At 37.4% G+C, this 22,462-nt stretch carries 24 protein-coding genes; 8 read left to right on the forward strand and 16 right to left on the reverse strand.

Annotated elements, in window-relative coordinates; translation table 11 throughout:
- Positions 1 to 30: 30 nt before the first annotated feature.
- The gene (locus ABFY81_RS07045) at positions 31 to 1,758 is read right to left on the reverse strand and encodes a glutamine--tRNA ligase/YqeY domain fusion protein (protein ID WP_068932973.1); all 1,728 of its coding nucleotides are present in this window, start codon (positions 1,756 to 1,758) and stop codon (positions 31 to 33) included.
- Between the two features lie 168 nt (positions 1,759 to 1,926).
- Between ABFY81_RS07045 and ABFY81_RS07050 the strand changes: the two genes are divergently transcribed.
- Entirely contained in the window at positions 1,927 to 2,436 is a 510-nt protein-coding gene (locus tag ABFY81_RS07050; RefSeq protein WP_004700945.1) for a peptidylprolyl isomerase, read from the forward strand.
- 15 nt (positions 2,437 to 2,451) lie between these two features.
- Positions 2,452 to 3,171 carry a UDP-2,3-diacylglucosamine diphosphatase gene (locus ABFY81_RS07055; RefSeq protein WP_347913433.1) on the forward strand — a complete coding sequence of 240 codons (720 nt, stop codon included), beginning with the start codon at positions 2,452 to 2,454 and terminating at the stop codon, positions 3,169 to 3,171.
- 3 nt (positions 3,172 to 3,174) lie between these two features.
- Here ABFY81_RS07055 and ABFY81_RS07060 read toward each other — a convergent pair whose 3' ends face one another.
- On the reverse strand, positions 3,175 to 3,399 hold the full coding sequence (locus tag ABFY81_RS07060; protein WP_347913434.1) for a hypothetical protein: 225 nt from the start codon (positions 3,397 to 3,399) through the stop codon (positions 3,175 to 3,177).
- A 139-nt stretch (positions 3,400 to 3,538) separates the two neighbouring features.
- Here ABFY81_RS07060 and nfsB point away from each other — a divergent pair, with 139 nt between their 5' ends.
- Positions 3,539 to 4,192 (forward strand): oxygen-insensitive NAD(P)H nitroreductase, encoded by a 654-nt coding sequence (nfsB, locus tag ABFY81_RS07065; protein ID WP_039255256.1) that lies wholly within the window; start codon positions 3,539 to 3,541, stop codon positions 4,190 to 4,192.
- Positions 4,193 to 4,229: 37 nt separating this feature from the next.
- Here the strand turns inward: nfsB and ABFY81_RS07070 are convergent, their stop codons facing one another.
- The 5 genes from ABFY81_RS07070 to tsaE all read right to left on the reverse strand — a co-directional run bounded on the left by ABFY81_RS07070 (position 4,230) and on the right by tsaE (position 9,197).
- A complete protein-coding gene (locus ABFY81_RS07070) occupies positions 4,230 to 5,087 on the reverse strand; it encodes a DMT family transporter (RefSeq protein ID WP_347913435.1) in 858 nt (285 codons plus the stop codon).
- Positions 5,088 to 5,217: 130 nt separating this feature from the next.
- Complete coding sequence (hfq, locus tag ABFY81_RS07075) at positions 5,218 to 5,730, reverse strand: RNA chaperone Hfq (protein ID WP_004700932.1); 513 nt, start codon at positions 5,728 to 5,730, stop codon at positions 5,218 to 5,220.
- Positions 5,731 to 5,824: 94 nt separating this feature from the next.
- Positions 5,825 to 6,769, reverse strand: coding sequence for a tRNA (adenosine(37)-N6)-dimethylallyltransferase MiaA (gene miaA, locus ABFY81_RS07080; protein ID WP_347913436.1), 945 nt, complete (start codon positions 6,767 to 6,769; stop codon positions 5,825 to 5,827).
- A 6-nt stretch (positions 6,770 to 6,775) separates the two neighbouring features.
- A complete protein-coding gene (mutL, locus tag ABFY81_RS07085; protein WP_347913437.1) occupies positions 6,776 to 8,731 on the reverse strand; it encodes a DNA mismatch repair endonuclease MutL in 1,956 nt (651 codons plus the stop codon).
- Positions 8,724 to 9,197 (reverse strand): tRNA (adenosine(37)-N6)-threonylcarbamoyltransferase complex ATPase subunit type 1 TsaE, encoded by a 474-nt coding sequence (gene tsaE / locus ABFY81_RS07090; protein ID WP_031944951.1) that lies wholly within the window; start codon positions 9,195 to 9,197, stop codon positions 8,724 to 8,726. Before tsaE ends, mutL begins: the two co-directional genes overlap by 8 nt.
- Before the next feature lie 119 nt (positions 9,198 to 9,316).
- On the opposite strand from tsaE, the gene ABFY81_RS07095 reads away from it, so the two are divergent.
- The 3 genes from ABFY81_RS07095 (at position 9,317) to ABFY81_RS07105 (ending at position 11,186) form a co-directional block, all read left to right on the forward strand.
- Entirely contained in the window at positions 9,317 to 10,225 is a 909-nt protein-coding gene (locus ABFY81_RS07095; protein ID WP_347913438.1) for a pseudouridine synthase, read from the forward strand.
- Positions 10,226 to 10,336: 111 nt separating this feature from the next.
- A complete protein-coding gene (locus ABFY81_RS07100) occupies positions 10,337 to 10,645 on the forward strand; it encodes a type II toxin-antitoxin system RelB/DinJ family antitoxin (protein WP_004700921.1) in 309 nt (102 codons plus the stop codon).
- 97 nt (positions 10,646 to 10,742) lie between these two features.
- A complete protein-coding gene (locus ABFY81_RS07105; protein WP_077163434.1) occupies positions 10,743 to 11,186 on the forward strand; it encodes a GNAT family N-acetyltransferase in 444 nt (147 codons plus the stop codon).
- Here the strand turns inward: ABFY81_RS07105 and ABFY81_RS07110 are convergent.
- Together ABFY81_RS07110 and ABFY81_RS07115 are read right to left on the reverse strand one after the other, a co-directional pair.
- Entirely contained in the window at positions 11,179 to 11,883 is a 705-nt protein-coding gene (locus ABFY81_RS07110) for a pseudouridine synthase (protein WP_347913439.1), read from the reverse strand. The genes ABFY81_RS07105 and ABFY81_RS07110 overlap by 8 nt on opposite strands.
- A gap of 103 nt (positions 11,884 to 11,986) precedes the next feature.
- A complete protein-coding gene (locus ABFY81_RS07115; RefSeq protein WP_004700915.1) occupies positions 11,987 to 12,205 on the reverse strand; it encodes a hypothetical protein in 219 nt (72 codons plus the stop codon).
- Between the two features lie 255 nt (positions 12,206 to 12,460).
- On the opposite strand from ABFY81_RS07115, the gene ABFY81_RS07120 reads away from it, so the two are divergent.
- The gene (locus tag ABFY81_RS07120; RefSeq protein WP_347913441.1) at positions 12,461 to 12,913 is read left to right on the forward strand and encodes a DUF441 domain-containing protein; all 453 of its coding nucleotides are present in this window, start codon (positions 12,461 to 12,463) and stop codon (positions 12,911 to 12,913) included.
- A gap of 51 nt (positions 12,914 to 12,964) precedes the next feature.
- On the opposite strand, the gene ABFY81_RS07125 is transcribed toward ABFY81_RS07120, so the two are convergent.
- Both ABFY81_RS07125 and ABFY81_RS07130 read right to left on the reverse strand, forming a co-directional pair.
- Positions 12,965 to 13,885 (reverse strand): LysR family transcriptional regulator, encoded by a 921-nt coding sequence (locus ABFY81_RS07125; protein WP_347913442.1) that lies wholly within the window; start codon positions 13,883 to 13,885, stop codon positions 12,965 to 12,967.
- A gap of 260 nt (positions 13,886 to 14,145) precedes the next feature.
- Positions 14,146 to 14,535, reverse strand: a complete 390-nt coding sequence (locus ABFY81_RS07130; RefSeq protein WP_347913443.1) for a hypothetical protein — start codon at positions 14,533 to 14,535, stop codon at positions 14,146 to 14,148.
- A gap of 267 nt (positions 14,536 to 14,802) precedes the next feature.
- Here ABFY81_RS07130 and ABFY81_RS07135 point away from each other — a divergent pair, with 267 nt between their 5' ends.
- Positions 14,803 to 16,002: an MFS transporter gene (locus tag ABFY81_RS07135; RefSeq protein ID WP_347913444.1), complete on the forward strand. Its 1,200-nt coding sequence runs from the start codon at positions 14,803 to 14,805 to the stop codon at positions 16,000 to 16,002.
- Positions 16,003 to 16,029: 27 nt separating this feature from the next.
- On the opposite strand, the gene ABFY81_RS07140 is transcribed toward ABFY81_RS07135, so the two are convergent.
- The 5 genes from ABFY81_RS07140 to ABFY81_RS07160 all read right to left on the reverse strand — a co-directional run bounded on the left by ABFY81_RS07140 (position 16,030) and on the right by ABFY81_RS07160 (position 22,444).
- Complete coding sequence (locus tag ABFY81_RS07140; RefSeq protein WP_100192573.1) at positions 16,030 to 17,013, reverse strand: ion transporter; 984 nt, start codon at positions 17,011 to 17,013, stop codon at positions 16,030 to 16,032.
- Between the two features lie 138 nt (positions 17,014 to 17,151).
- Positions 17,152 to 17,586 carry a hypothetical protein gene (locus ABFY81_RS07145; RefSeq protein WP_004700904.1) on the reverse strand — a complete coding sequence of 145 codons (435 nt, stop codon included), beginning with the start codon at positions 17,584 to 17,586 and terminating at the stop codon, positions 17,152 to 17,154.
- A gap of 229 nt (positions 17,587 to 17,815) precedes the next feature.
- Positions 17,816 to 20,455, reverse strand: a complete 2,640-nt coding sequence (locus ABFY81_RS07150; protein ID WP_004700901.1) for a bifunctional aconitate hydratase 2/2-methylisocitrate dehydratase — start codon at positions 20,453 to 20,455, stop codon at positions 17,816 to 17,818.
- A gap of 257 nt (positions 20,456 to 20,712) precedes the next feature.
- The gene (locus ABFY81_RS07155) at positions 20,713 to 21,075 is read right to left on the reverse strand and encodes a hypothetical protein (protein WP_191010098.1); all 363 of its coding nucleotides are present in this window, start codon (positions 21,073 to 21,075) and stop codon (positions 20,713 to 20,715) included.
- A 133-nt stretch (positions 21,076 to 21,208) separates the two neighbouring features.
- The gene (locus ABFY81_RS07160; protein ID WP_347913445.1) at positions 21,209 to 22,444 is read right to left on the reverse strand and encodes a lactonase family protein; all 1,236 of its coding nucleotides are present in this window, start codon (positions 22,442 to 22,444) and stop codon (positions 21,209 to 21,211) included.
- Positions 22,445 to 22,462: the final 18 nt, after the last annotated feature.

Consider the following 22,462-nt stretch of genomic DNA (forward strand, 5'->3'; position numbering starts at 1 on the left):
CTTGCGAAAAAGTAAGAGATAATCAATCTCTTACTTTTTCTCAGGTTTGAAGCTGTCTTTCAAATCAAGAACGCGGTTAAAGACTGGTTTTTCAGGAGTGTGATCATGTTGATCAGCAACAAAATAACCTTCACGTTCAAATTGGAAACGATCTTCAGGACTCGCTTGAGCTAAAGCAGGCTCAATCACAGCCTGTACCACTTTCAACGATTCTGGATTAAGGTTTGCCAAGAAGTCATCATCTGCATCAGGTGCTGCTTCAGTAAATAAACGATCATAAATACGCACCTCAGCAGGAATACCTTTTGTCGCAGATACCCAGTGAATTACGCCTTTTACTTTACGGCCTTCAGGGTTCTTACCTAAAGTTTCAGGGTCAATTGAACACTTCAACTCAACCACTTCACCATTTGCATCCTTAATAACTTCATCACACTTGATGACGTATGCATGGCGTAAACGCACTTCACCATCAGTTGTTAAGCGCTTAAAGCCTTTAGGAGGTACTTCTTCAAAGTCTTTGCGGTCAATATAGATTTCCTTGGTTAAAGGAATTACACGGTCACCCATATCCACATTAGGATGGCGAGCATGTGTAAGATCCATATCTTCTGGTAAATTGGTCAAAGTCACTTTAAGTGGGCTTAAAACAGCCATGCCGCGCGCAGCAGTATTTTCTAAAGATTGACGAATGCAGAACTCAAGCATTGCAACATCAACAATACCGTCAGTTTTAGACACACCTACACGTTTACAGAAATCACGTAAGCCCTCTGGCGTAAAGCCACGACGGCGCATACCTACAACTGTTGGCATACGTGGGTCATCCCAACCGTTTACATAACCACCTTCAACCAGCTTACGCAATTTACGTTTAGAGGTAATCGTATAGTCTACGTTTAAACGAGAAGATTCATATTGGTGTGGAACAGATTTAGATTTAACCTTTTCAACAATCCAGTCATAAAATGGACGGTGATCTTGGAACTCCAATGTGCAAAGTGAATGAGTGATTCCTTCAATTGCATCAGACAATGGATGAGCATAGTCATACATTGGGTAGATTTTCCATTTGTCACCAGTTTGGTGATGCTCTGAATGCAAAACACGATACAAAATCGGGTCACGCATATGCACGTTCGGGCTTGCCATATCAATCTTGGCACGTAGAACTGCTTCACCTTCTTTGAGTTCACCACTGCGCATCTGTTCAAAGCGAGCAAGATTCTCTTCTACAGAAGCATCGCGATATGGAGAATTTTTACCTGGCTCGACAAAATTACCGCGATTTAACTTAATTTCTTCAGGAGATTGCAAATCAACATAAGCATCACCTTGCTCAATTAACTGAATTGCCCATGCATAAAGCTGATCAAAATAACCAGAAGCATAGCGTGGTTCACCATTCCAGTTAAAACCAAGCCATTTCACGTCATTGGCAATACCATCAACATATTCTTGTTCTTCTGCATCTGGGTTTGTGTCGTCAAACCGTAAATTACAAAGGCCATTAAACTCTTCAGCAACACCAAAGTTTAGACAGATTGCTTTTACGTGACCAATATGTAAATAACCATTTGGTTCTGGCGGAAAACGCGTTACGATTTGTTTTGCACGTCCGGCAGCCAAATCATCAGTAATGACTTGGCGAACAAAATCTAATCCAGCCTGTTGTTCTTGCTGCGCAGAATCGACAGAGGCATGAGTATTCGGTGTCGGGTTGTTTGGCAGGTTCGAGACAACATCATTAGGCTTCATAGTGTATCAATCACTTCTTTGTAGATAAAATTTCGAAAAAATAAACGCTATCTTCATTTTTCACAAAGATTTTAACGTTTTTTACTTGCCTTGTAGTTTACAGTTTGCTTATGCTTCTCTCAACCAAAAAACCCATGGTCATAAGCCCATGTTTAGGAGATTAATGTAATGAGTTTTCCTCAAGTCGAATTAAACACCAATAAAGGTCGTATTGTTCTTGAACTAAATACTGAAAAAGCACCAAAAACAGTAGCAAACTTTTTAGAATACGTACGTGACGGTTTTTATGACGGCGTTATTTTCCACCGTGTCATTGATGGTTTCATGATCCAAGGCGGCGGGATGGATGAAAACTTCAAAGAAAAAGCAACTCGCGATGCGATTGAAAACGAAGCTGACAACGGCTTGAGCAATGATGTTGGTACAATTGCTATGGCACGTACTCAAGCGCCTCACTCTGCTTCTGCACAATTCTTCATCAATGTAAAAAACAACTCTTTCTTGAACCATACTTCAAAAACTGCTCAAGGTTGGGGTTATGCTGTATTTGGTAAAGTTGTTGAAGGTATGGACGTTGTAGAAGCAATCAAAGGTGTACGTACAGGTAACCGTGGTTATCACGCTGACGTTCCTTTAGAAAACGTTGTTATCGAATCTGCTAAAATTATTTCTGAATAATTTTAGGAATAAGCTGTGACCTATCTGTTTATTTCAGATTTACATTTGTCACCTGAACACCCTCGACTCGTTCGAGGGTTTTTAGATTTGTTGATACATTATCAAAATAAGCAAACACAGCTTTACATTTTAGGTGACTGGTTTAACGCTTGGATTGGTGACGATTATTCAGCCCCTTGGCTCAATGAAATTGTCGAAGCTTTAAAAGCATTTAATCAAAAAGGTAATCGAGTATACTTTCAAGTCGGTAATCGTGACTTTGCTCTAAATCAGGTTTTCCTGAATAAGTTTAATGGTGTGTTATTACCAGATACGTATTATCTTAATATTTCAGGACAGCAATATCGCCTAGAACATGGTGATGCGTTGTGTACAGATGATATTTCTTACCAAAGATTTAGAAAAATTATTCGAAACCCGCTTTTAGTCGCTTTTTTACGACGAACACCTCTAAGTTTCCGCACGAAACTGGTCAATGGTTTCCGCAAAAGAAGTCATTCAGACAAACAACAAAAAAGTTACGAGATTATGGATGTGAATGAACAGGCCGTAATTGCTGCTTTAGAAAATGTTGATGCACTTATTCATGGTCATACTCACCGTCCCGCAATTCATGAGATACAACAAAAACAAAGAATTGTACTAGGTGACTGGCGTGAAGATCATGCAAAAATTTTAGAAATTGATCCCTCTTCACATATGAAACAAATTAAACTAACTGATTGGTATTATTAATAATTAGTTATTTTTATTTTTCAAATGTCTAGCTTGTTTATTCAAATCAAAATCCCAGATCATACATAGACAGGTAATGAATACAAATTTCCAGTTTATATGTCCGTACTTTTGATATTCGATATATAAAATTAAAAAGCACAATACAAATGCAAAAATTAGAAAAGCTTTAACGGTTCTAATTTCTCGCAGTTTACTTTTTCGATTAATTGATATTAATTCAAACATTTTCAATAAATTAGTAAAAAATTTATATAAGTATTATATTTATTTATCACATTAAAATGCAGATGTTTTTCTCTAAAATCGCGTATGATGCCAAAGATTAAAGCCCTTCCATTGTAACAAGATTGATATGGAGTAAAGTATGGATATATTAAATACGGTTAAAAGTCGCTATACCACAAAAGCGTATGATCCTGAGAAAAAGATTCCTCAAGAAAAATTCGATAAATTACTAGAAATCTTACGCTTTACACCCTCTTCAGTAAATATCCAACCTTGGCATTTTTTAGTTGCTGACAATCCTGCGGCTAAAGAACGTATTGCTAAGGCTTTAACAGGTCGCTATGCATACAATGCGCCAAAAGTCCTTGAGTCATCACATACACTCGTATTTTGTACAAGAACAGATATTTCACCTGAGTTTTTAAACCAGTTACTTGAACAAGATGATTTAAGTGGCCGATTCAAAGATGAAAAAGCAAAACTCGGCCAAAAAGATACTCGCCATGGCTATGTTGAGTTTTATCGCAATGAGCAGAAGAACTTATTTGGTTGGATGGAAAATCAAACCTTTATTGCTTTAGGGCAACTACTTTTTGCAGCTGGATTAGAAGGAATTGACGCAACACCCATGGGTGGTTTTGACGAAGATATCTTAAATGAAGAATTTGGTCTAAAAGAAAAGGGCTTACGAAGTTCAGTCATTGTCTCACTTGGCTATAGAAGCGAAAATGATTTTAATGCCAAGCTCCCAAAATCTCGCCTACCTGACGAAGTGATTTTTACTCACTTATAAAAGTTAGTAGAGTTCAAAAGAACTTTCTTTTGGACTCCTATTTCATAGTAAGTGCTAAACATACTAGACCACTTATTCCTAAAATTGTTCCTAACATGGTTGGCAGTTTTAATTTTTCTTTATATAAAACTACACCACAAACGATGCCAAGCAATACGACCAAAATATTCATGCTTGCAAAGACAATAGCTGGAGAGTCTTTAAGTAAAATATGTGCTTTAACATATAGAGCTATGTTTGAAAAATTCAGAACTCCAAGTAACAATCCAGCCAGTGTGTTTTTAAAATTCCATGCTGACTTTTTTTGGAAAAATAAATAAATAATTGATAAGACAAAAGATGTTATAAAAATTAGATTCAAAGTTAACGTAAACTGTAATCCTAAACTACTCGTATATTTTAATAAGATATCTACTGCTGCATAACCAAACCAAACACTCATTAAAGCAAAAATTGCTTTTTTTGACTGCTGGCCTGAAGAACCATTGAACTGTCCAAATACAACTAAAAAAACAGCAAAAATTCCTAAACCTATTCCCAATAATTTAAGAGAACTAAACTGTTCATGAAAAAAGAAATAAGCTGCTAACAAAGAAAGTACTACAGATAGCCGCTGAGCGATTTCAGTTTTGACAATACCAGCATATTCTAATGATTTTGCAAGACACAAAAAAATACTTGGTAGAATGATCCCTAATGCAAAAATTAGCCACCAAGGCGTGTTTTGTGTAGATATATGCTGTATATCTGGCTTAAACCACCAATAGCATAACAAGCTTGCACTTGCATAATTCCATGCAATCATCTGCACGGGCTGGTATCCCTTTTTCTTTAAATTTTTTAGCAGCACGGAAACCAAAACACTGCACAGTGCTGCAGCAAATATTAATATCATTCGCAAAGAACCTATTAATTAACCAAAATTTTAAGAAATGAGATGAACTGAAAGCTGGCTAATTTATTTTTATATTTTTAAAACCATAAAAAAACCAGTCAGTTTATGACTGGTTTTTTATGGTAATCAATTAACGATTATTTTCGTCTTCTTGACCATCTTCAAATTTAGAATCGCCATCAAAACCACCTTGGTGTCCACCGAAGCCGCCTTGACCGCCGAAGCCACCAGCTTGACCACCGAAGCCACCTTGACCGCCGAAGCCACCTTGACCACCGAAGCCGCCACCTTGACCACCGAAGCCACCTTGACCACCGAAGCCACCTTGACCGCCGAAGCCGCCACCTTGACCGCCGCCAAAGCCAGTACCTTGACCACCGAAGCCACCTTGACTACCACCCTGAGCTGGGAAACCTGCACCTTGTGCACCTGCTGGACGAGGGTTACGAGCTGGAACAACCGTAGAAATAGCGTGTTTGTAAACCATTTGACTTACAGTATTTTTTAATAAAACAACATATTGGTCAAAAGATTCAATATGACCTTGTAATTTAATACCGTTAACAAGGAAAATAGAAACTGGGATACGTTCTTTACGGAGAGAATTTAAGAACGGATCTTGTAAAGTTTGACCTTTAGACATTTTTAACTCCAAAAAAAAATTTTTAAATCAGCGCAAAAAAACTATCTTTATTTTTCAACTAAAAATTATAAAAAGACAGTGTGCAAATTTTGCTTTATCCATAAGAGTTTCGCAAGTCTTCTTTCGCCTGCTTTATCGTCAAGTAAGTTTTAAAATCGTGTATTTCTTGCAAAGAACGTAACCACGTATATTGACGTTTGGCAAGTTGTCGTGTTGCAAATAAGGCTTTATCCTCCATTTCCTGCTTTTTTTTGAGACTCATATCACTTTTTAATAGAAATTCTAGAGCTTGTCGATAACCAACTGAACGCATAGAGGGTAAATTTTCATCTAAATCGTATTTTTCAATTAGAGACTCGACTTCACTCAAAAAACCGATATCCCACATTTTGCTCAATCTTTGCTCAATGCGTTGATGTAATTCTAACCGATCTGGAAGCAAAGCATAGTTATGAAATATGTATCGATATGGTACATTTTTTGGTTGCTCAGCCTGTAATTTAGTAATTGGTTGACCTGTAATACGATAAACTTCAAGCGCTCGGATAATTCTTTGCTTATCAGAAACTTTAAATTTTCCAGCAGCAATCGGATCTACTACCAATAAATCATTATAAACGGCTTCCCAACCTTCATTTGCCGCCTTTTCTTCAATTGCTGCACGAACATTTGCATCAGCACTTGGTAAATTACTTGATAAGCCTTCCAAGAGCGCCTTGAAATACAACATGGTTCCTCCTACCAAAATAGGAGTTTTACCGCGCGAATGCATTTCATCAATTAAAGCACATGCATCTTCAACAAACTGAGCAGCCGAATAAACTTCAAGTGGGGTAATAATATCAATCAAATGATGTGGATATAGCTCCTGCTCTTCACGAGTGGGTTTAGCTGTACCTATATCCATATCTTTATAAACAAGTGCAGAATCAACTGAAATTAACTCAAAATTTCCACGCTCATAAAGTTCACATGCCAAAGCGGTTTTTCCGCTTGCAGTCGGTCCCATTAAATTGATGACGGGCAATTGATTTGACATGTAAAACTACTCTCCTCGAGCAAATAATTTATCTAGTTGAGATAATGGAAATGCACGCCAAGTTGGACGGCCATGGTTACACTGACTCGCAAATTCAGTTTGTTCCATTTGGCGCAGCAAAGCATTCATCTCAGAAAGGCTGAGTTGTCTGTGCGCTCTCACTGCCCCATGACACGCCATACCAGCTAACAGTTCATCACGCTTTTGCAATAACCCTTGTGCTTCATCATTTGGATCTAAATCATTTAGAAGTTCTGGAATAAGATTTTCAAAATCCGCTTTTTGCAAGATAGCTGGCACACCACGCACAATCACTTGCTCGTCGCCATACAGATCGATCTCTAATCCTAAGCGTTCAAGCTGAGGTTTTAAATCCTCAACTCGCACAGCTTGCATACGACTAATTGAGATCACTTTAGGTATAAGCAACTGTTGAGACGTCCAAAACTCAGGTTTATCCCAAGCATTTTTCATTTGTTGCAGCAAAATACGTTCATGTGCTGCATGCATATCAACAATAATCAACCCTTCCGTATTTTGCGCCAGAATATAAATTCCATGAAGCTGAGCAATGGCAATACCTAATGGAAATTCATCGACTTTAGCAACAGGCTCAATATTTTCATCAACTGAAAAATTGGCAGCAGGTTGATCACGTAATGGAGCCAAGTAAGTCTTTAAGGCATTATTTAACTGCGCAGAACCATTATATTTTGGGGTTTGTTCTGCATAGTGAACAGCTTGTGGACGACTGTCATTAAAATCAGTTAAAAGTTCAGTAGACGGCTGATAACTACTCGGCTTGTCTAGTGTTGTATCAACAGCTTGCTCTGTACGATGCAATGTGAATTGTTCTTGATATTTAGGCTGAGGCTGTACAAATGAAGACAGAGTATCGTCCACCTTCATAGCTTGAGCTAAATCAGCACTCGCTGTCTGAAATTGCGCTAGGGTTTCTTTAGCATAATGTCTTACAAACTCATGTACTTCGCGTTGATTTAGAAAACGAATCTCATGTTTGGTTGGGTGAACGTTAACATCAATATTTTCAGGATCAACTTCTAAGAAAAGTAAATAAGATGAATGCTGATGACCATGTAAAATACCGTCATAAGCCATTCTTAAAGCATGTGAAATGGTTTTATCTTTCACAATTCGGCCATTTACATAGACATATTGTAAGTCTGCTTGAGCACGTGCATCTGAAGGATGTCCTAACCAACCCGACAAACGCATGTTGATACTGTCAGCATCTATCCAGTAAGCATTTTGAACAAACTGTTGACCCAATAATTGCTGTACACGCTGAAATCTTAATTCACCGCTATCGGCTATTGGTAAATTAATCCGAATATTATCGTTATGCTCGAGTACAAAACGTATATCAAAATGTGTTAAAGCCAGACGACGTACAATTTCTTCAATATGACCAAATTCAGTTGTGGGCTTTTTTAAAAATTTACGGCGAGCAGGAACGTTAAAAAATAAATCCTGAACTCGAATATGAGTGCCCTTTTGTGCAGCCACAGCTTGTACTTGTTGGTGGTCAAAGGCTGTACCATTCACTTCAACCTGATGACCAATTCCGCTTTCATCTTGGCTACTGGTTAAAGTTAATCGTGAAACCGCAGCAATAGAAGCAAGCGCTTCACCACGGAAACCTAAACTGACGATTGCGTGTAAATCTTCTGCTGTTTTAATTTTACTTGTTGCATGACGCATGACTGCCAATGGTAAATCATCAGAATGTATTCCATGCCCATTGTCAATGATCTCGATTAGTGTTGATCCGCCTTGTGCAATCCGCACAATCAGTTCAGTTGCACCCGCATCAATTGAGTTTTCTAATAATTCTTTTACAACCGATGAAGGACGCTCAATTACCTCCCCGGCAGCAATCTGGTTGGCTAACGCGGCGTCTAATGTATGAATACGACGTTGTGCTAGCTTTTCATCAGTCATGAAGCTGTTCCTGCAAAGTCTGGTACAAATGCTCTGTTGGTAAAGTTAAGGTGACGAAACGATTGAGTTCATCATCTGATTTTTGAATATCAATGACAATATCTGCCTGCGGTATTTCGTCTCCACCTTTCGATGGCCATTCAAATAAAAATAGTGCATCCTGAATGTCTAAATAATCACGGATTCCCATTAATTCAAGTTCGTAGGGGTCATTTAAACGATATAAGTCAAAATGAAAAATTTCTTTATTATTGATTTTGTATGGTTCAACAAGTGTATAGGTAGGACTTTTAACCGAGCCTTTATGCCCTAAAGACTGCAAAAAATAACGGGTTAATGTCGTTTTACCGGCACCCAAATCGCCAATCAAATAAATCACACCGGCCTGAACATGCTGCGCCAATGCCTGAGCTAAACGCTGGGTATCTTCTTCATGATTTAAGACAATTTTCAATGAATACGACATAACACACATAACATGATTCAAAATAATCGATATGATACCATTGCCCTGCTTTAAAGCCTACTTAAGTCCTTAACGATGGCTTTTTTTACACCACATTTATTAAATATTGACACAGTTTTATGTCTAGTCCGATTGAATTTTTCCCACCTATGATTGATGGCGTAAGCGCAAGCCAAGTCTATCTTCCGACTCAAACAAATGCTCAGACAATCTATCAATTTCTCTGCGAAAATTTTCCTCATATAAAAACAGTTGAGTGGCAACAACGTTTTCAAGATGGGCTTATTTACGCGGTAAATGGCGAAAAATTAACATTAGACAGCCCTTATATAGCAAACACTCATATTTTTTATTATCGCTTTCTTGCTTATGAAGCCCATGTTCCCTTTGAACATCAAATTTTATTTGAAAATGATGACTTGCTTGTTGTAGATAAACCTCATTTTTTAACCATTAGTCCAACAGGGCAATATGTACAAGAAACGCTATTAGTCAGATTAAAAAAACAAACGGGTAATGAGTTTTTAACCCCAATCCATCGATTAGACCGTGAAACTGCGGGAGTCGTTTTATTTTGCAAACGGCCACAGTCACGCGGGGTTTACCAACAGTTATTTGCAGATCGTCAAGTTCATAAGATTTATCATGCAATCGCTCAATATAAAGCTGAATTAAAATTTCCTCAGACTTTAAAACTCTATTTAGATAAAGGTACGCCCTTTTATACAATGTGCGTTATTCCCCATACTAAAACCAATACAGAAACAAAAATTGAGTTACTTGAGCATAACCAATCTTGGGCTAAATACTGTTTAACACCAACTACAGGAAAACAACATCAACTCCGTGTGCATTTAAGCCATTTGGGAATTCCGATTAAAAATGATCCGTTTTACCCAATAGTTCAACATAAAGCTGATGATGATTTTTCTCAACCGTTACAGCTATTAGCTAAGCAAATTTCTTTCATAGACCCACTGACAAAACATGAAATGGTTTTCAATTCTCGCTTTGAATTGACACTGTAATCATATCGTAATGACAAAAAGATTATTTTTTATGCTGAAAGACATTGAAATTACATTCCGATGGTTTAAAATAAATCCCTAAAAATTAAAAATCATTTGGTTTTGTTATTCATGCGAAAAACAGAAGTTTATCAGGTTCGACTTGACTCCCAAGAGAAAAAACAGGCTTTTGCTGTTTTTAAACAATTGGGGATTACCCCTGCCCAAGCAGTGCGACTGTTCTTTAAACAAGTCGTCTTAACTAAATCTATTCCTTTTGCTATCGAAAATCAGAACATTAATATGGAACAATTATTAAAACTGAGAAAAGCGAAAGCATCTTCCTTAAATCAGAACCCTTCAAGTTTAAATGAAGATGATGACCACGAAGATTTATTTGAAGAGTTAAATGCCTTATTGGGTGAAAGTGACAACACTTAACAGTGTTGCATTTTTAAACAACTTTTAACGTCAATTGGCTTTTTTTTTAGTTATGCTCTCTTTGTAAAAACATAAACATAAATACAAGGAGCGCCTAATGATTGTAAGACGAGCGACCAAAGAAGATTTAACACAACTTGCTGTCCTATTTGATGAGTACCGTCAATTTTACGGTGCATCTTCTAATCTTGATGAATCACATCATTTTTTAAAACAACGTTTTGAAAATAAAGAAAGTGTATTTTTTATTCATATTAAAGATGAAAAAATCACTGGTTTTGTCCTTCTTTATTTAGGTTTTTCTTCAGTTGCTTGTTCAACTTATTACATCTTAGATGACGTATATGTCACTCCAATGTTCCGTCGTCAGGGCTCAGCAAAACAGCTTATTGATACGGCGATTTTATTTGCAAAACAAGAAAATGCTTTACGTATTAGCCTAGAGACTCAAACGAACAATCATGAATCTCACCGCCTCTATGAAAAAATGGGATTTATTCGAGACAGTGAATTTCAGACATTTCATTGTTTTCTTAAATAATGTTTTGAGCGAGTTGTTTTTCCTTCTCAGACAAATACACCCAATCCCCTTCCTCAATTTCAGGTAAGACCAGTTGGCCTATTTGATATCGATGCAGTTTTTCGACTTTATTGCCAACAGCAGCAATCATTCTTTTGACTTGATGATATACACCTTGATGAATGGTCATCGTTAATTGATGAGTTCCAAGTAGTGCTACATCTGTAGCAGCAAATATCCCTTTTTCTTGGTGTAAATTAACGCCCTGAGTAAGCATTTCAATTTGTTCAGGTGTGACTGGGTCGTAAGTCGTCACATGATAAACCTTTGGAACATGTTTACGAGGATGCGTTAAAGCTTGAAGATATTTACCATCATCAGTGAGTAACAATAAGCCAGTCGTATCTTGATCTAGACGACCAATGGCTTGCACACCACGTTGAATCATAGTTTCAGGCAATAAGCTAAAAACACTTTGATGATGCTGAGGATTGTGCGAACACTCGAAACCTTGCGGCTTTTTCAGAGCAATATAAATTTTTTCTCGATACAGATAATTTTGACCAAAAACAGAAAATTCAAAATTTTCAGGAGAGAATTGCTTTTTAAGATCACTCGCAACCTCTCCATCAATACTTACAGAACCATTTTTTATTAACTGCTGGCAATATTTACGTGAACCGAACCCTTGTGATTGCAAAATTTTTTCCAGCAGCATAAAGCTTTCTCTTTAAAACCAAACCATTATTTTAACGCAGTTTTAGAACTTTATTACCCTTTTTGCTTTATCAACTTTGTACTTAACTCTCATCATTTTGAAGTTACTCTTCAATGACGCGATAAATTTTCTCGTTTTGTTCACTTTCAAATAACAATTCAGTCGTAGGCAAGATAATTTCATTATCCACAATAATATGTTCAATTCGCTGACTTAGCTTTAGAGGCTCATTATCATGTTCAACCAAATTCTTCTTTAGTTGAGCTTTCGCATCATAAATTTTTTCGAACTGGTCTTTAATTTTAATATCGACAATGTCCATATGAATCATCCTAAAATTATGACTAATGATTATTTTTTATATCACAACATTTCAAAAGAAGTTTTTTTAACTTGTTAATTTATATAACATCGTTTCCAATCGTAACCAGAAAGCAAAACTCTTTATGATTGAATCATATAGACTAAAATTGTGATTACAAATTCATACTCTAATCTTTGCAACTTTTAAATGCTTTCACATTTTGATTCTCAATTATTATACAATTCAAATTATTTGCTTTCCTTGCCACTCTCCATGCTTGCCCAATTCGATGTTAATTTAGTTGTTTTACTGGTTTTGCTGATTTGTGGCTTATTGAGCCAAAATGCTGCTGTAACAATTGCAGCAGGTGTGCTTATTGTGATTAGAATTACCCCGCTAAATGAGTTTTTTCCTTATATCCAAGCGCATGGCCTTAATTTAGGAATTCTTATTTTAACGATTGGCGTACTTACCCCCATTGCGAGTGGCAAGCTTAGTGGAGAAAGTATTTTAAAATCGTTTGTTAGTTTTAAATCTTTGATTGCCATTGCAATCGGTCTACTTGTTGCTTGGTTAGGTGGACGTGGTGTAAAACTTATGTCAAGCCAACCTGATGTAGTTGCAGGCTTACTCATTGGTACAGTTGCAGGCGTTGCACTACTTCGCGGAGTACCAGTTGGCCCACTCATTGCAGCAGGGCTATTATCTTTATTTATAGGCAAATAAAAAAGGCACATCTAAGTACCTTTTATTACTACTTGGGCTAAGTACCTATGTTTAGCCTGAATAATAAGAATTTCGCTTTAAAGAGAACTTTTCTAACTGTTTTAAAAATCCCTCAAAATAGCTCTTCTCTTTTTCTTCAACTCGATAGCCTGCATATAATGTACGTCTTAAACCATTTTGAGAAACACAATCTAAACGGCGGCTAGTGACCCATCCCTTTTGCTCATATTCATTTACTACCCAGTCTGGTAAAGCAGCAATACCTCGCCCACTCGCTACAAGCTGAATAAGCATTTGAGTTAAATCTGTTGTACGAATTTGTTTAGGTTGAATATTTGCTGGTATAAACAGTTTCGACATGATGTCTAAACGATGCTTATCAACGGGATAAGTAATAAGAACTTCTTCTGCAAGGTCTTGGACCGTAATATTTTCAGCACGAACCAATTGATGAGTGTTTGATAGAACTAAACGTGATTCATATTCAAAAATTGGAAAATATTCAATTCCTTTTAATGCAATTGGATCGGCTGTAATGAGTAAATCAAACTCACCATTTTGTAAAAGCTCATGTGGGTTTGACTCAAAGCCTGAAGCAAAATCTAAATCAACATCTGGATATTGATGACGGTATTGATTGAGCAAAGGCATTAGCCAGTCAAAGCAGCTATGGCATTCAGAAGAAAAAATAATTCTACCCGTTTGCCCATGCACAATACGAGTAATATCACTTTGAGTAATTTGAATCTGTGGCAATACATCATCAGCCAATTTGAGCAAGCGCTGCCCAACATTCGAAAAACTAACAGGTCTGCTTCGACGATTCACAACCTCTACCCCATACCAATGATCTAATTCTTTTAATTGGTGAGAAATAGCAGAGGGTGTTAAACACAAATCATTAGCTGCCGCAACAAGTGAACCATGTTCACGTAATGCAACCAAAGTTTTAAGATGACGAATTTCTAACATGGGCAAAAGCCTGAATAAATAGATTTATCCATAAATTTTGGAACTTTTCTCTTATTTGAAGAAAATAGAGTGAGTTTAGATAAATCATTATTAATGAATAGTATTCATCTTATCACAATATTAATTAATGTGTCTCAACTTGCTTTTTACTTGATTATTTTTAAGGTAAATAAGCCAATTAAATTTTAAGACAATGATTTTATTTAATATAATTTTTTAACATATACAAAGAAAAAGGCCTAACGGCCCTTTTCATTTCATCACTCTGCTTTTGGTTCAGGGAATGCCTGCTCAAAGTCGATAAGCTTAAAACTTTTCACCAAATCATCTTGCCCGTACGTTACTTCATAAGAAGTTTCTTTCCCACTAAAATACGCCTCAGTTGGTGTTCCAAATACTTCCCATAGCCCGAATGACGCAACATCCGCTATACCGTGTCCAAATGCACGGCTGACTTTCGCCCATTTTGGATAGCCTTGTTGGAAAGTATAAATTTCGACTCTTGTACCATCACGATATTCAGAAAGTACAGGTGCTCCTAGCTCAGCAATGACATAATTGCGAGAACTACCCGGATTTAACACGTTTAAATTTTTTTTACTTGGTTGATTACCCGCCATAAAGACTGAGCAACCCGACGTAGATAACATAACCAACCCCATAAGGCAGGCAATACTTAATTTTTCTCACGATTTAGATTCTCTATTTTTTAAATATTTATCCAACTTATTGTAATGCCTAAAGTATTACGAAATTATCATATATAATTTATTAAAAAATTTCGATAAATTATTTAAAATAAATATAAAATGCTTTTGCTTAAAACCTGTAACTGTACGCTCAATGTTTTAGTTTTTTATTATTTTGACCTCTTTTCCCTTATACTTTCATTTTTGAGTCTCCTTTTTTAATTTATTATGGCGTCCCCCCAATCCTCATCCAACACACCTCAACATTATCCACTGTTCTTAGCAATTTTCTCTCTCGCAGTTGGTAGTTTCTGTATTGGCACCACAGAATTTGTGGCAATGGGCCTTATTCAAGAAATTGCACACAACCTAAATATTACAGTACCTGAAGCTGGACATTTTATTAGTGCGTATGCATTAGGTGTCGTTATTGGTGCCCCTATTATTGCTATTTTGGGTGCTAAAGTTCCTAGAAAGACTTTATTGCTTTGTCTCATGCTGTTTTATGGTATTGCTAATGCTTGTACAGCCCTAGCAGATACGCCTGAGACCGTTCTAGTTTCTCGTTTTATTGCAGGTTTACCCCATGGTGCATATTTTGGAGTGGGTGCTCTAGTCGCTGCTGAACTTGCAGGCCCATCACGAAGAGCTTCTGCAGTTGCACAAATGATGATGGGTTTAACCGTTGCTACGGTTATTGGCGTACCTTTAGCGACATGGTTAGGTCAACATTTTGGTTGGAGAGCAGGTTTTGAATTTTCAGCAACGATTGCATTTTTTACTTTAATTGCTGTAGCTTGCTTTGTGCCGAATATTCCAGTTCAGGCTACTGCCAGTATAAAAACAGAATTGGCTGGGCTTAAAAATATAAATATGTGGTTAACCCTTGCGGTCGGTGCAATTGGCTTTGGAGGTATGTTTTCGGTATATAGCTATGTCTCACCTATTTTGACTGAATATACAAAAGTTAATATTCAAATCATTCCTATTGCGCTAGCACTGTGGGGAATCGGGATGGTGATTGGAGGCTTAGCAGCTGGCTGGCTGGCAGATAAAAACCTCAATAAAACAATTGTAGGCGTACTCATTAGTTCAGCAATTGCCTTTGTTGTTGGAAGCTTTCTAATGAGTAATATCTATACGGCTATCGCTTCTTTATTCTTAATCGGACTAACTGTAATGGGCTTAGGTGGAGCATTACAAACACGCCTGATGGATGTTGCAGGTGATGCACAAACACTAGCAGCTTCGCTTAATCACTCAGCTTTTAATCTTGCGAATGCATTAGGTGCATTTTTAGGTGGTTGGGTACTCAGTCATCAGATGGGCTGGATTGCACCGATCTGGGTAGGGTTTGTATTAAGTCTTGGTGGTCTTATTATTTTACTTATTGCATTTGCTGTAGAGAAAGCAACTCAAAAAGCCTGACTAGCGCCAGACTTTTTGACCAAAATACTAGTCTGTTAGCTTTCCACCACAATGTGGGCAATAACATTTCTTTTCCCTTTCCACTTCTTTTTCTTCTAATACCTTTTCGCGCATGATTTGAATAATCAGATTATGCGCTTGTTCTTTTGGCAACCCGACTTTTTGCCGAATACGTTCTATTTCAATTTCATCGTGCATGATATCTATACCACGCACTTGAAGTAACTCTCGGAACTCTTGTTCAAGGCGCTGATTACGCTGGTTCAGTTCATTAGCTAAACCAGAGGCTAAAATACCAGCAGGCAAAGCAGCAATCCCTACCCCTAAAATTGTAATCAAAGCACCTAACAACTTTCCTAAGCTGGTTACAGGTGTGACATCACCATATCCGACTGTAGTTAAGGTAACGACTGCCCACCACATTGCTTTTGGAATAGAGCTAAAAGCTTCTGGTTGAGCTTTATTTTCAACCACATAAATACCTGAAGCAGTCATAATAATCATAATGATTAAAATGAAAATTACTGCCTGAAACGAGCCCTTTTCCCTTTTAATGACACAAAGCAATATTTGTAAAGAGATAAAATAGCGAGTTAATTTTAATAGTCGAAGTAAACGTAAAATTCTAAGCATACGAAGGTCTATTCGTACAAAGAAATTTAGATATGCAGGCAGAATTGCCATGAGGTCAATCAGTGCCTCTCCACTCTTCATCCAAGCAAAACGCTGTTTCCAGGCAGGTTGTGTCGGATCACGTTCGACTACACTCCAGAGGCGCAAGAGATATTCAATACTGAAAATTGTGATAGAGATATTTTCAAAGTAGTCAAACCATATACGATAGCTGTAATACAGATCATTTACTGTTTCTAGCAATACCGCAATTACATTACCTATAATTAAGAAAACCAAGAAATAGTTAATACATCGACTTACTGTCGTTTCGTAATCATGATCATGAAGGTTGTTATAGAAGAACTTACGTAATGCCTTCCAAGCTAAAACTCGCATACGGATCTGAGCCACATTATCTTGAACATATATTAAGCTCACACACGTAAATTCACCACTATAACTCTTAATAAAATATTTTATTAATTGTATTAGCTAAACAATCATAAAGAATATTTCATATTTTCTAATTATATTTTAATGGGCAGCAACATATCTAAACTCATTTTCTTCCCACCATTGCACATCATAAATACCACCATGTGATTTCAAAATGACATTGATATAATTTTGAAGCAGCATAATATGATGAGTAATATCCAATTTTCTAAAAAGAAATCTTTTCAAAATTGGTGTATTTGGCGAAATAAATATTGCGAAACCATTGCTGTATTCTTCATAAACACTAATACCAATATACATCGTGATCTCTGGTAGAGGTACTTCTATTTCCCAACCCCAACGCTCAGGATTTAATTCGATATTTAAGTGATATCTATTTTTCAAGATACTATAAATATATTGTGCAATATCTTCAGTTTTCTGTACTAACGTATTTCCGTCTTCTGTTGATAATTTTTGATCATATAACTGATAATCATCAAATTTAAATTCAACAATTGTCTTTAGCATTTTTAAGTTCCATATATAAAATACCCGTGTTCTTTTTAATTATTTTTAAGTTCATGAAAACATTTTAAAACAAAAACTTCTTTAATATCTAGCGCTATATTTATTTTTACATTTTAAATATACAAAATATGATCTATTTAATATTTTAATTTGAAAATTGTGTATTAATTCTCTTTTAAATAAAAAAGGAGCTGAATAATCAGCTCCTTTTTTGTACTAAATTGAGGTATTAAGTCAATTGAGCAGCAGCAATTTTCTTAGTATCTACTTTATCAGCAGCATTTGTATATTCGCCCATTTGGTCGAAATTCAAATATTTGTAGATGTCAGCAGACATACTGTCAATTTGAGCTGCATATTGTTGATATTCTTCTGGAGTTGGTAATTTACCAAGTACAGCAGCAACAGATGCAAGCTCAGCAGATGCTAAGTAAACGTTAGAACCTTGACCTAAACGGTTAGGGAAGTTACGTGTAGAAGTAGATACAACAGTTGTGTTCGGCGCAACACGTGCTTGGTTACCCATACATAATGAACAACCAGGCATTTCAGTACGTGCACCAGCACGGCCATAAGTGTTATAGAAGCCTTCTTCCATTAACTGGTGTTCGTCCATACGGGTTGGTGGAGCCAACCATAAACGAGTTGTTAATGAACCACTTGGTACTTTCTCAAGTAACTGACCAGCAGCACGGAAGTGACCAATGTTAGTCATACAAGAACCGATGAATACTTCATCAATTTTGTCACCTTGAACGTCAGAAAGAAGTTTTGCATCATCTGGATCGTTCGGGCAGCAAAGAATAGGTTCTTTGATTTCTGACAAATCAATTTCATACACTTTAGTGTATTCAGCATCCGCATCAGCTTTAAGTAGGCTTGGGTTTGCTAACCATTTTTCCATGTTTTCAACACGGCGAGCCATTGTACGAGCATCACCATAGCCTTGTGAAATCATCCACTTAAGCATTGTGATGTTAGAACGTAAGTACTCAGCAACCTTCTCTTCAGAAAGTGTGATTGCACAACCAGCAGCTGAACGTTCAGCAGAAGCATCAGAAAGTTCAAATGCCTGCTCAACTGTTAAGTCAGTTTCCATTTCTGTTAAGTCGATTTCTAAGATACGACCAGAGAAGATGTTTTTCTTACCTTTTTTCTCAACAGTAAGATCGCCTTCTTTGATTGCATAGTAAGGAATCGCATGTACAAGGTCACGTAAAGTGATACCAGGCTGCATTTTACCTTTGAACTTAACAAGAACTGATTCAGGCATATCAAGTGGCATTACACCAGTTGCAGCAGCGAAAGCTACAAGACCAGAACCTGCTGGGAACGAAATACCAATTGGGAAACGAGTATGCGAGTCACCACCAGTACCTACTGTATCTGGAAGAAGCATACGGTTTAACCAAGAGTGGATAATACCGTCACCTGGACGTAAAGACACACCACCACGGTTCATGATGAAGTCTGGAAGTGTATGTTGCATTTGTACGTCAACTGGCTTTGGATAAGCAGCAGTGTGACAGAAAGATTGCATAACTAAGTCAGCAGAGAAGCCCAAGCAAGCTAAGTCTTTTAACTCGTCACGAGTCATAGGACCAGTTGTATCTTGAGAACCAACTGTAGTCATCTTAGGTTCGCAGTAAGTACCAGGAATTACACCTTGACCTTCTGGAAGACCACATGCACGACCAACCATCTTCTGAGCTAAAGTGAAGCCTTTGCCAGTTGCAGCAGGTTGTACTGGAGTACGGAATAATGTAGATGGTGCAAGACCTAAAGCTTCACGCGCTTTAGCAGTCAAACCACGACCAACGATCAAGTTAATACGACCACCAGCACGCACTTCGTCTAAAAGAACTGGAGTTTTAAGTTCAGACTCAGCGATTTGCTCACCGTTTTTGAACGCAGTTACTTTAGCTGCCGAGTGATCAATCTTAAGAACGATTTCGTCACCCATGTTCATATTCGCAACATCAATTTCTACAGGTAACGCACCAGCGTCTTCCATAGTATTGAAGAAAATCGGAGCGATTTTAGAACCTAAGCAGAAACCACCGTCTTTTTTGTTTGGAATGTGAGCGATTTCGTCACCGAAGAACCAAAGCACAGAGTTTGTTGCAGATTTACGAGATGAACCTGTACCGACAACGTCACCTACATAAGCAACTTGGTTGCCTTTAGCAATAAGTTCTTTGATTTGATTTAATGGACCAACTTCACCTGGTTTTTCAGGATTGATACCATCACGCTCGTTTTTCAACATTGCGTTTGCGTGTAATGGGATGTCCGGACGGCTCCAAGCGTCTTGAGCTGGAGACAAGTCATCGGTATTTGTTTCACCCGTTACTTTGAATACAGTAAGTTTGATTTCTTCTGGTACGTCTTTACGGCTAGTGAACCATTCAGCATCAGCCCAAGATTGTAAAACAGCTTTTGCATTTGCATTGCCAGCTTTAGCTTTGTCAGCTACGTCATGGAACGCATCAAATACAAGTAATGTTTTTTTCAATGCTTCAGCAGCTAAGCTACCTAATTCAGCATCATCTAGAAGCTCAACTAAAGGCGCTACGTTATAGCCACCAAGCATCGTACCTAGTAAATAAACTGCACGTTCTTTAGAAACTAGCGGAGATGTCGCTTCGCCTTTTGCAATCGCTGCCAAGAAAGCTGCTTTTACGTAAGCTGCTTGGTCAACACCTGCAGGAACACGGTTTTCAAGCAAATCAACCAAGAATGCTTCTTCACCTGCCGGTGGGTTTTTTAATAACTCAACAAGTTGAGCAGTTTGAGCATCATCAAGTGGCTTCGGTGGGACTCCGAGTGCGGCACGTTCAGCAACGTGTTGGCGGTAAGCTTCTAGCACGGTGTTCATTCCTCTTTTTTTAAAAAATTACTTGTAAATTCCAGCTTTCACAAAGCTTCACAAGTAATATGGACTACAAAATTTTACTAGAGTTCAAGCTAAAAGTTAATGCGCGCGGGGTGTTTCTCCGTGATGCCCATTATTTTGTAACTAAATACCCCTGTGTAAATAATGATCTTAATGACTGACTTATCATGCGATATTTTGAATTGAAAGAACACTCCACCTTAGTGGAGTGTTGACGATGTCTTGCACACTTAGAACTTTTTGTAGTTTGGCATTTTGTCATGTGGTGTAACTAAGCATTCATCTGCCATTTGTTTTCTAATTTTTTCTTGTAGGGCTTCTGGGTTAGTTTTTAGCTCATCTTGTGGAATAGCATAAACTTTCTCAATAATATTCAAGATGAATTTTTTGGTGATCTCATCTTCAATTTTATTTGCATGCTCAACCGCTTGAGATTTTTCAATTGACTGCTGGCGGTCAAACACAATACTTCTAGCCGCATTTCCAACACTTGTACAAAAGCCATGCCATTGTTCTTCAGGTGTCAAAGGTTTTTTCTCTGTACAGCCGACTAACAACATTCCCATCAAGACAAATAAAACTTTTTTCATCATTACTCTACACAGACTAAGCTGCCCACATCATACTGAATCTGACAGACTTTGCAAAAACTGCCATAAAAAAACCGAGATACTCGCTCACGGTCTTTTATATGAAGTGTCAAAAATATAGGTTGCTTTACTCAAATTAATTAAAGAACTTAATATCCGTAGGTGTAGATATTTTTGCAGCATCGCCAGCAGGTTTTAAACCACCGCTTTTTGCATCAAAGCGGAACAAACTGATGTTATTACTATATACATTCGTCACATATAAATATTTACCTGTTGCATCGAAGGAGAAAGCTCGTGGTTCAATGCCATTAGCTTTATAAATGACTGGTTGACCTAACAACCCATTTTGTTGAATTTTAAATACCAAAAGTTTGTTGTCTGTACCACGATTGGCAGCAATGACATATTTGCCATCGGGACTCAAAATAATTCCACTCGCACTCTTAAATTCAGGTGTTTTATCTTCGTGTACCAACTTTAGCTCAGCAATTTTTTTCAAATGTCCATCTTGTACATTAAACGCTACAATTTCACTTCGCATTTCTGCGGTAATGTACGCATGTTTGCCATTTGGAGAAAAGACCATATGGCGCGGCCCAGAACCATGAACAAACTTCACATCTCGACTGCTGTCTGCTTCAAGTGGTTGGGGTTTGTTAGGGTTATAACGAAAGGCATAGACTTTGTCATTTCCTAGATCGCTCGCATATAAATACTTACCATCTGGGCTGAAAGTTGTCGAATGTGCATGACCACTTTCCTGACGACCTTTGACATGGCCAGAACCTTCCGCGAAAACAATATTCTGTACCATTTCACCTATATGTCCATTTGGCAAAATTGGCAAAACGGCTACACCACCACGACCTTTATCAAATGCAGAATAATTCGACACGAATAGGAATTTACCATCTAAACTGATTGAGGCGTGTGTTGGATGCCCACCATGGCTATCTACTGTATTTAGTACCTCTACCTTTCCGTTTTGAACTGATAATGCAGTGACTTCTCCTAAATTTTCTTCATTTGTTGTATATGCAAAACGACCATCTTTCGATTTCACAATCCAAGAAGGACTTTTCATTTTTAATACTTTAATAGGAGTTAAAGTCCCATCCCTATTAACTTGAAACTGGTACAAACCTTCGCTGGCCTGCTTTGGTTTTTGCACAAGTGGTGCATTAGGAATAGATGTCCATGTTCCTACTAAAGCGATTTGTTGGTCTGCGGCATTAACTATGTTACCCCACCCAAGTGATATAAACGTCAACGACAAAGTTGCTGTTAACTTCTGAATCAATCCACGATATTTAAGCTTTATATCGTTATCCTTGCTCTCTGTAATTTCAACACAAGTAACTTTTTTCACCGGCATTTCCTTGAAAAA

The organism is Acinetobacter sp. WA-87 (assembly GCF_039938935.1).
Taxonomy (GTDB): Bacteria; Pseudomonadota; Gammaproteobacteria; order Pseudomonadales; family Moraxellaceae; genus Acinetobacter; species Acinetobacter seifertii.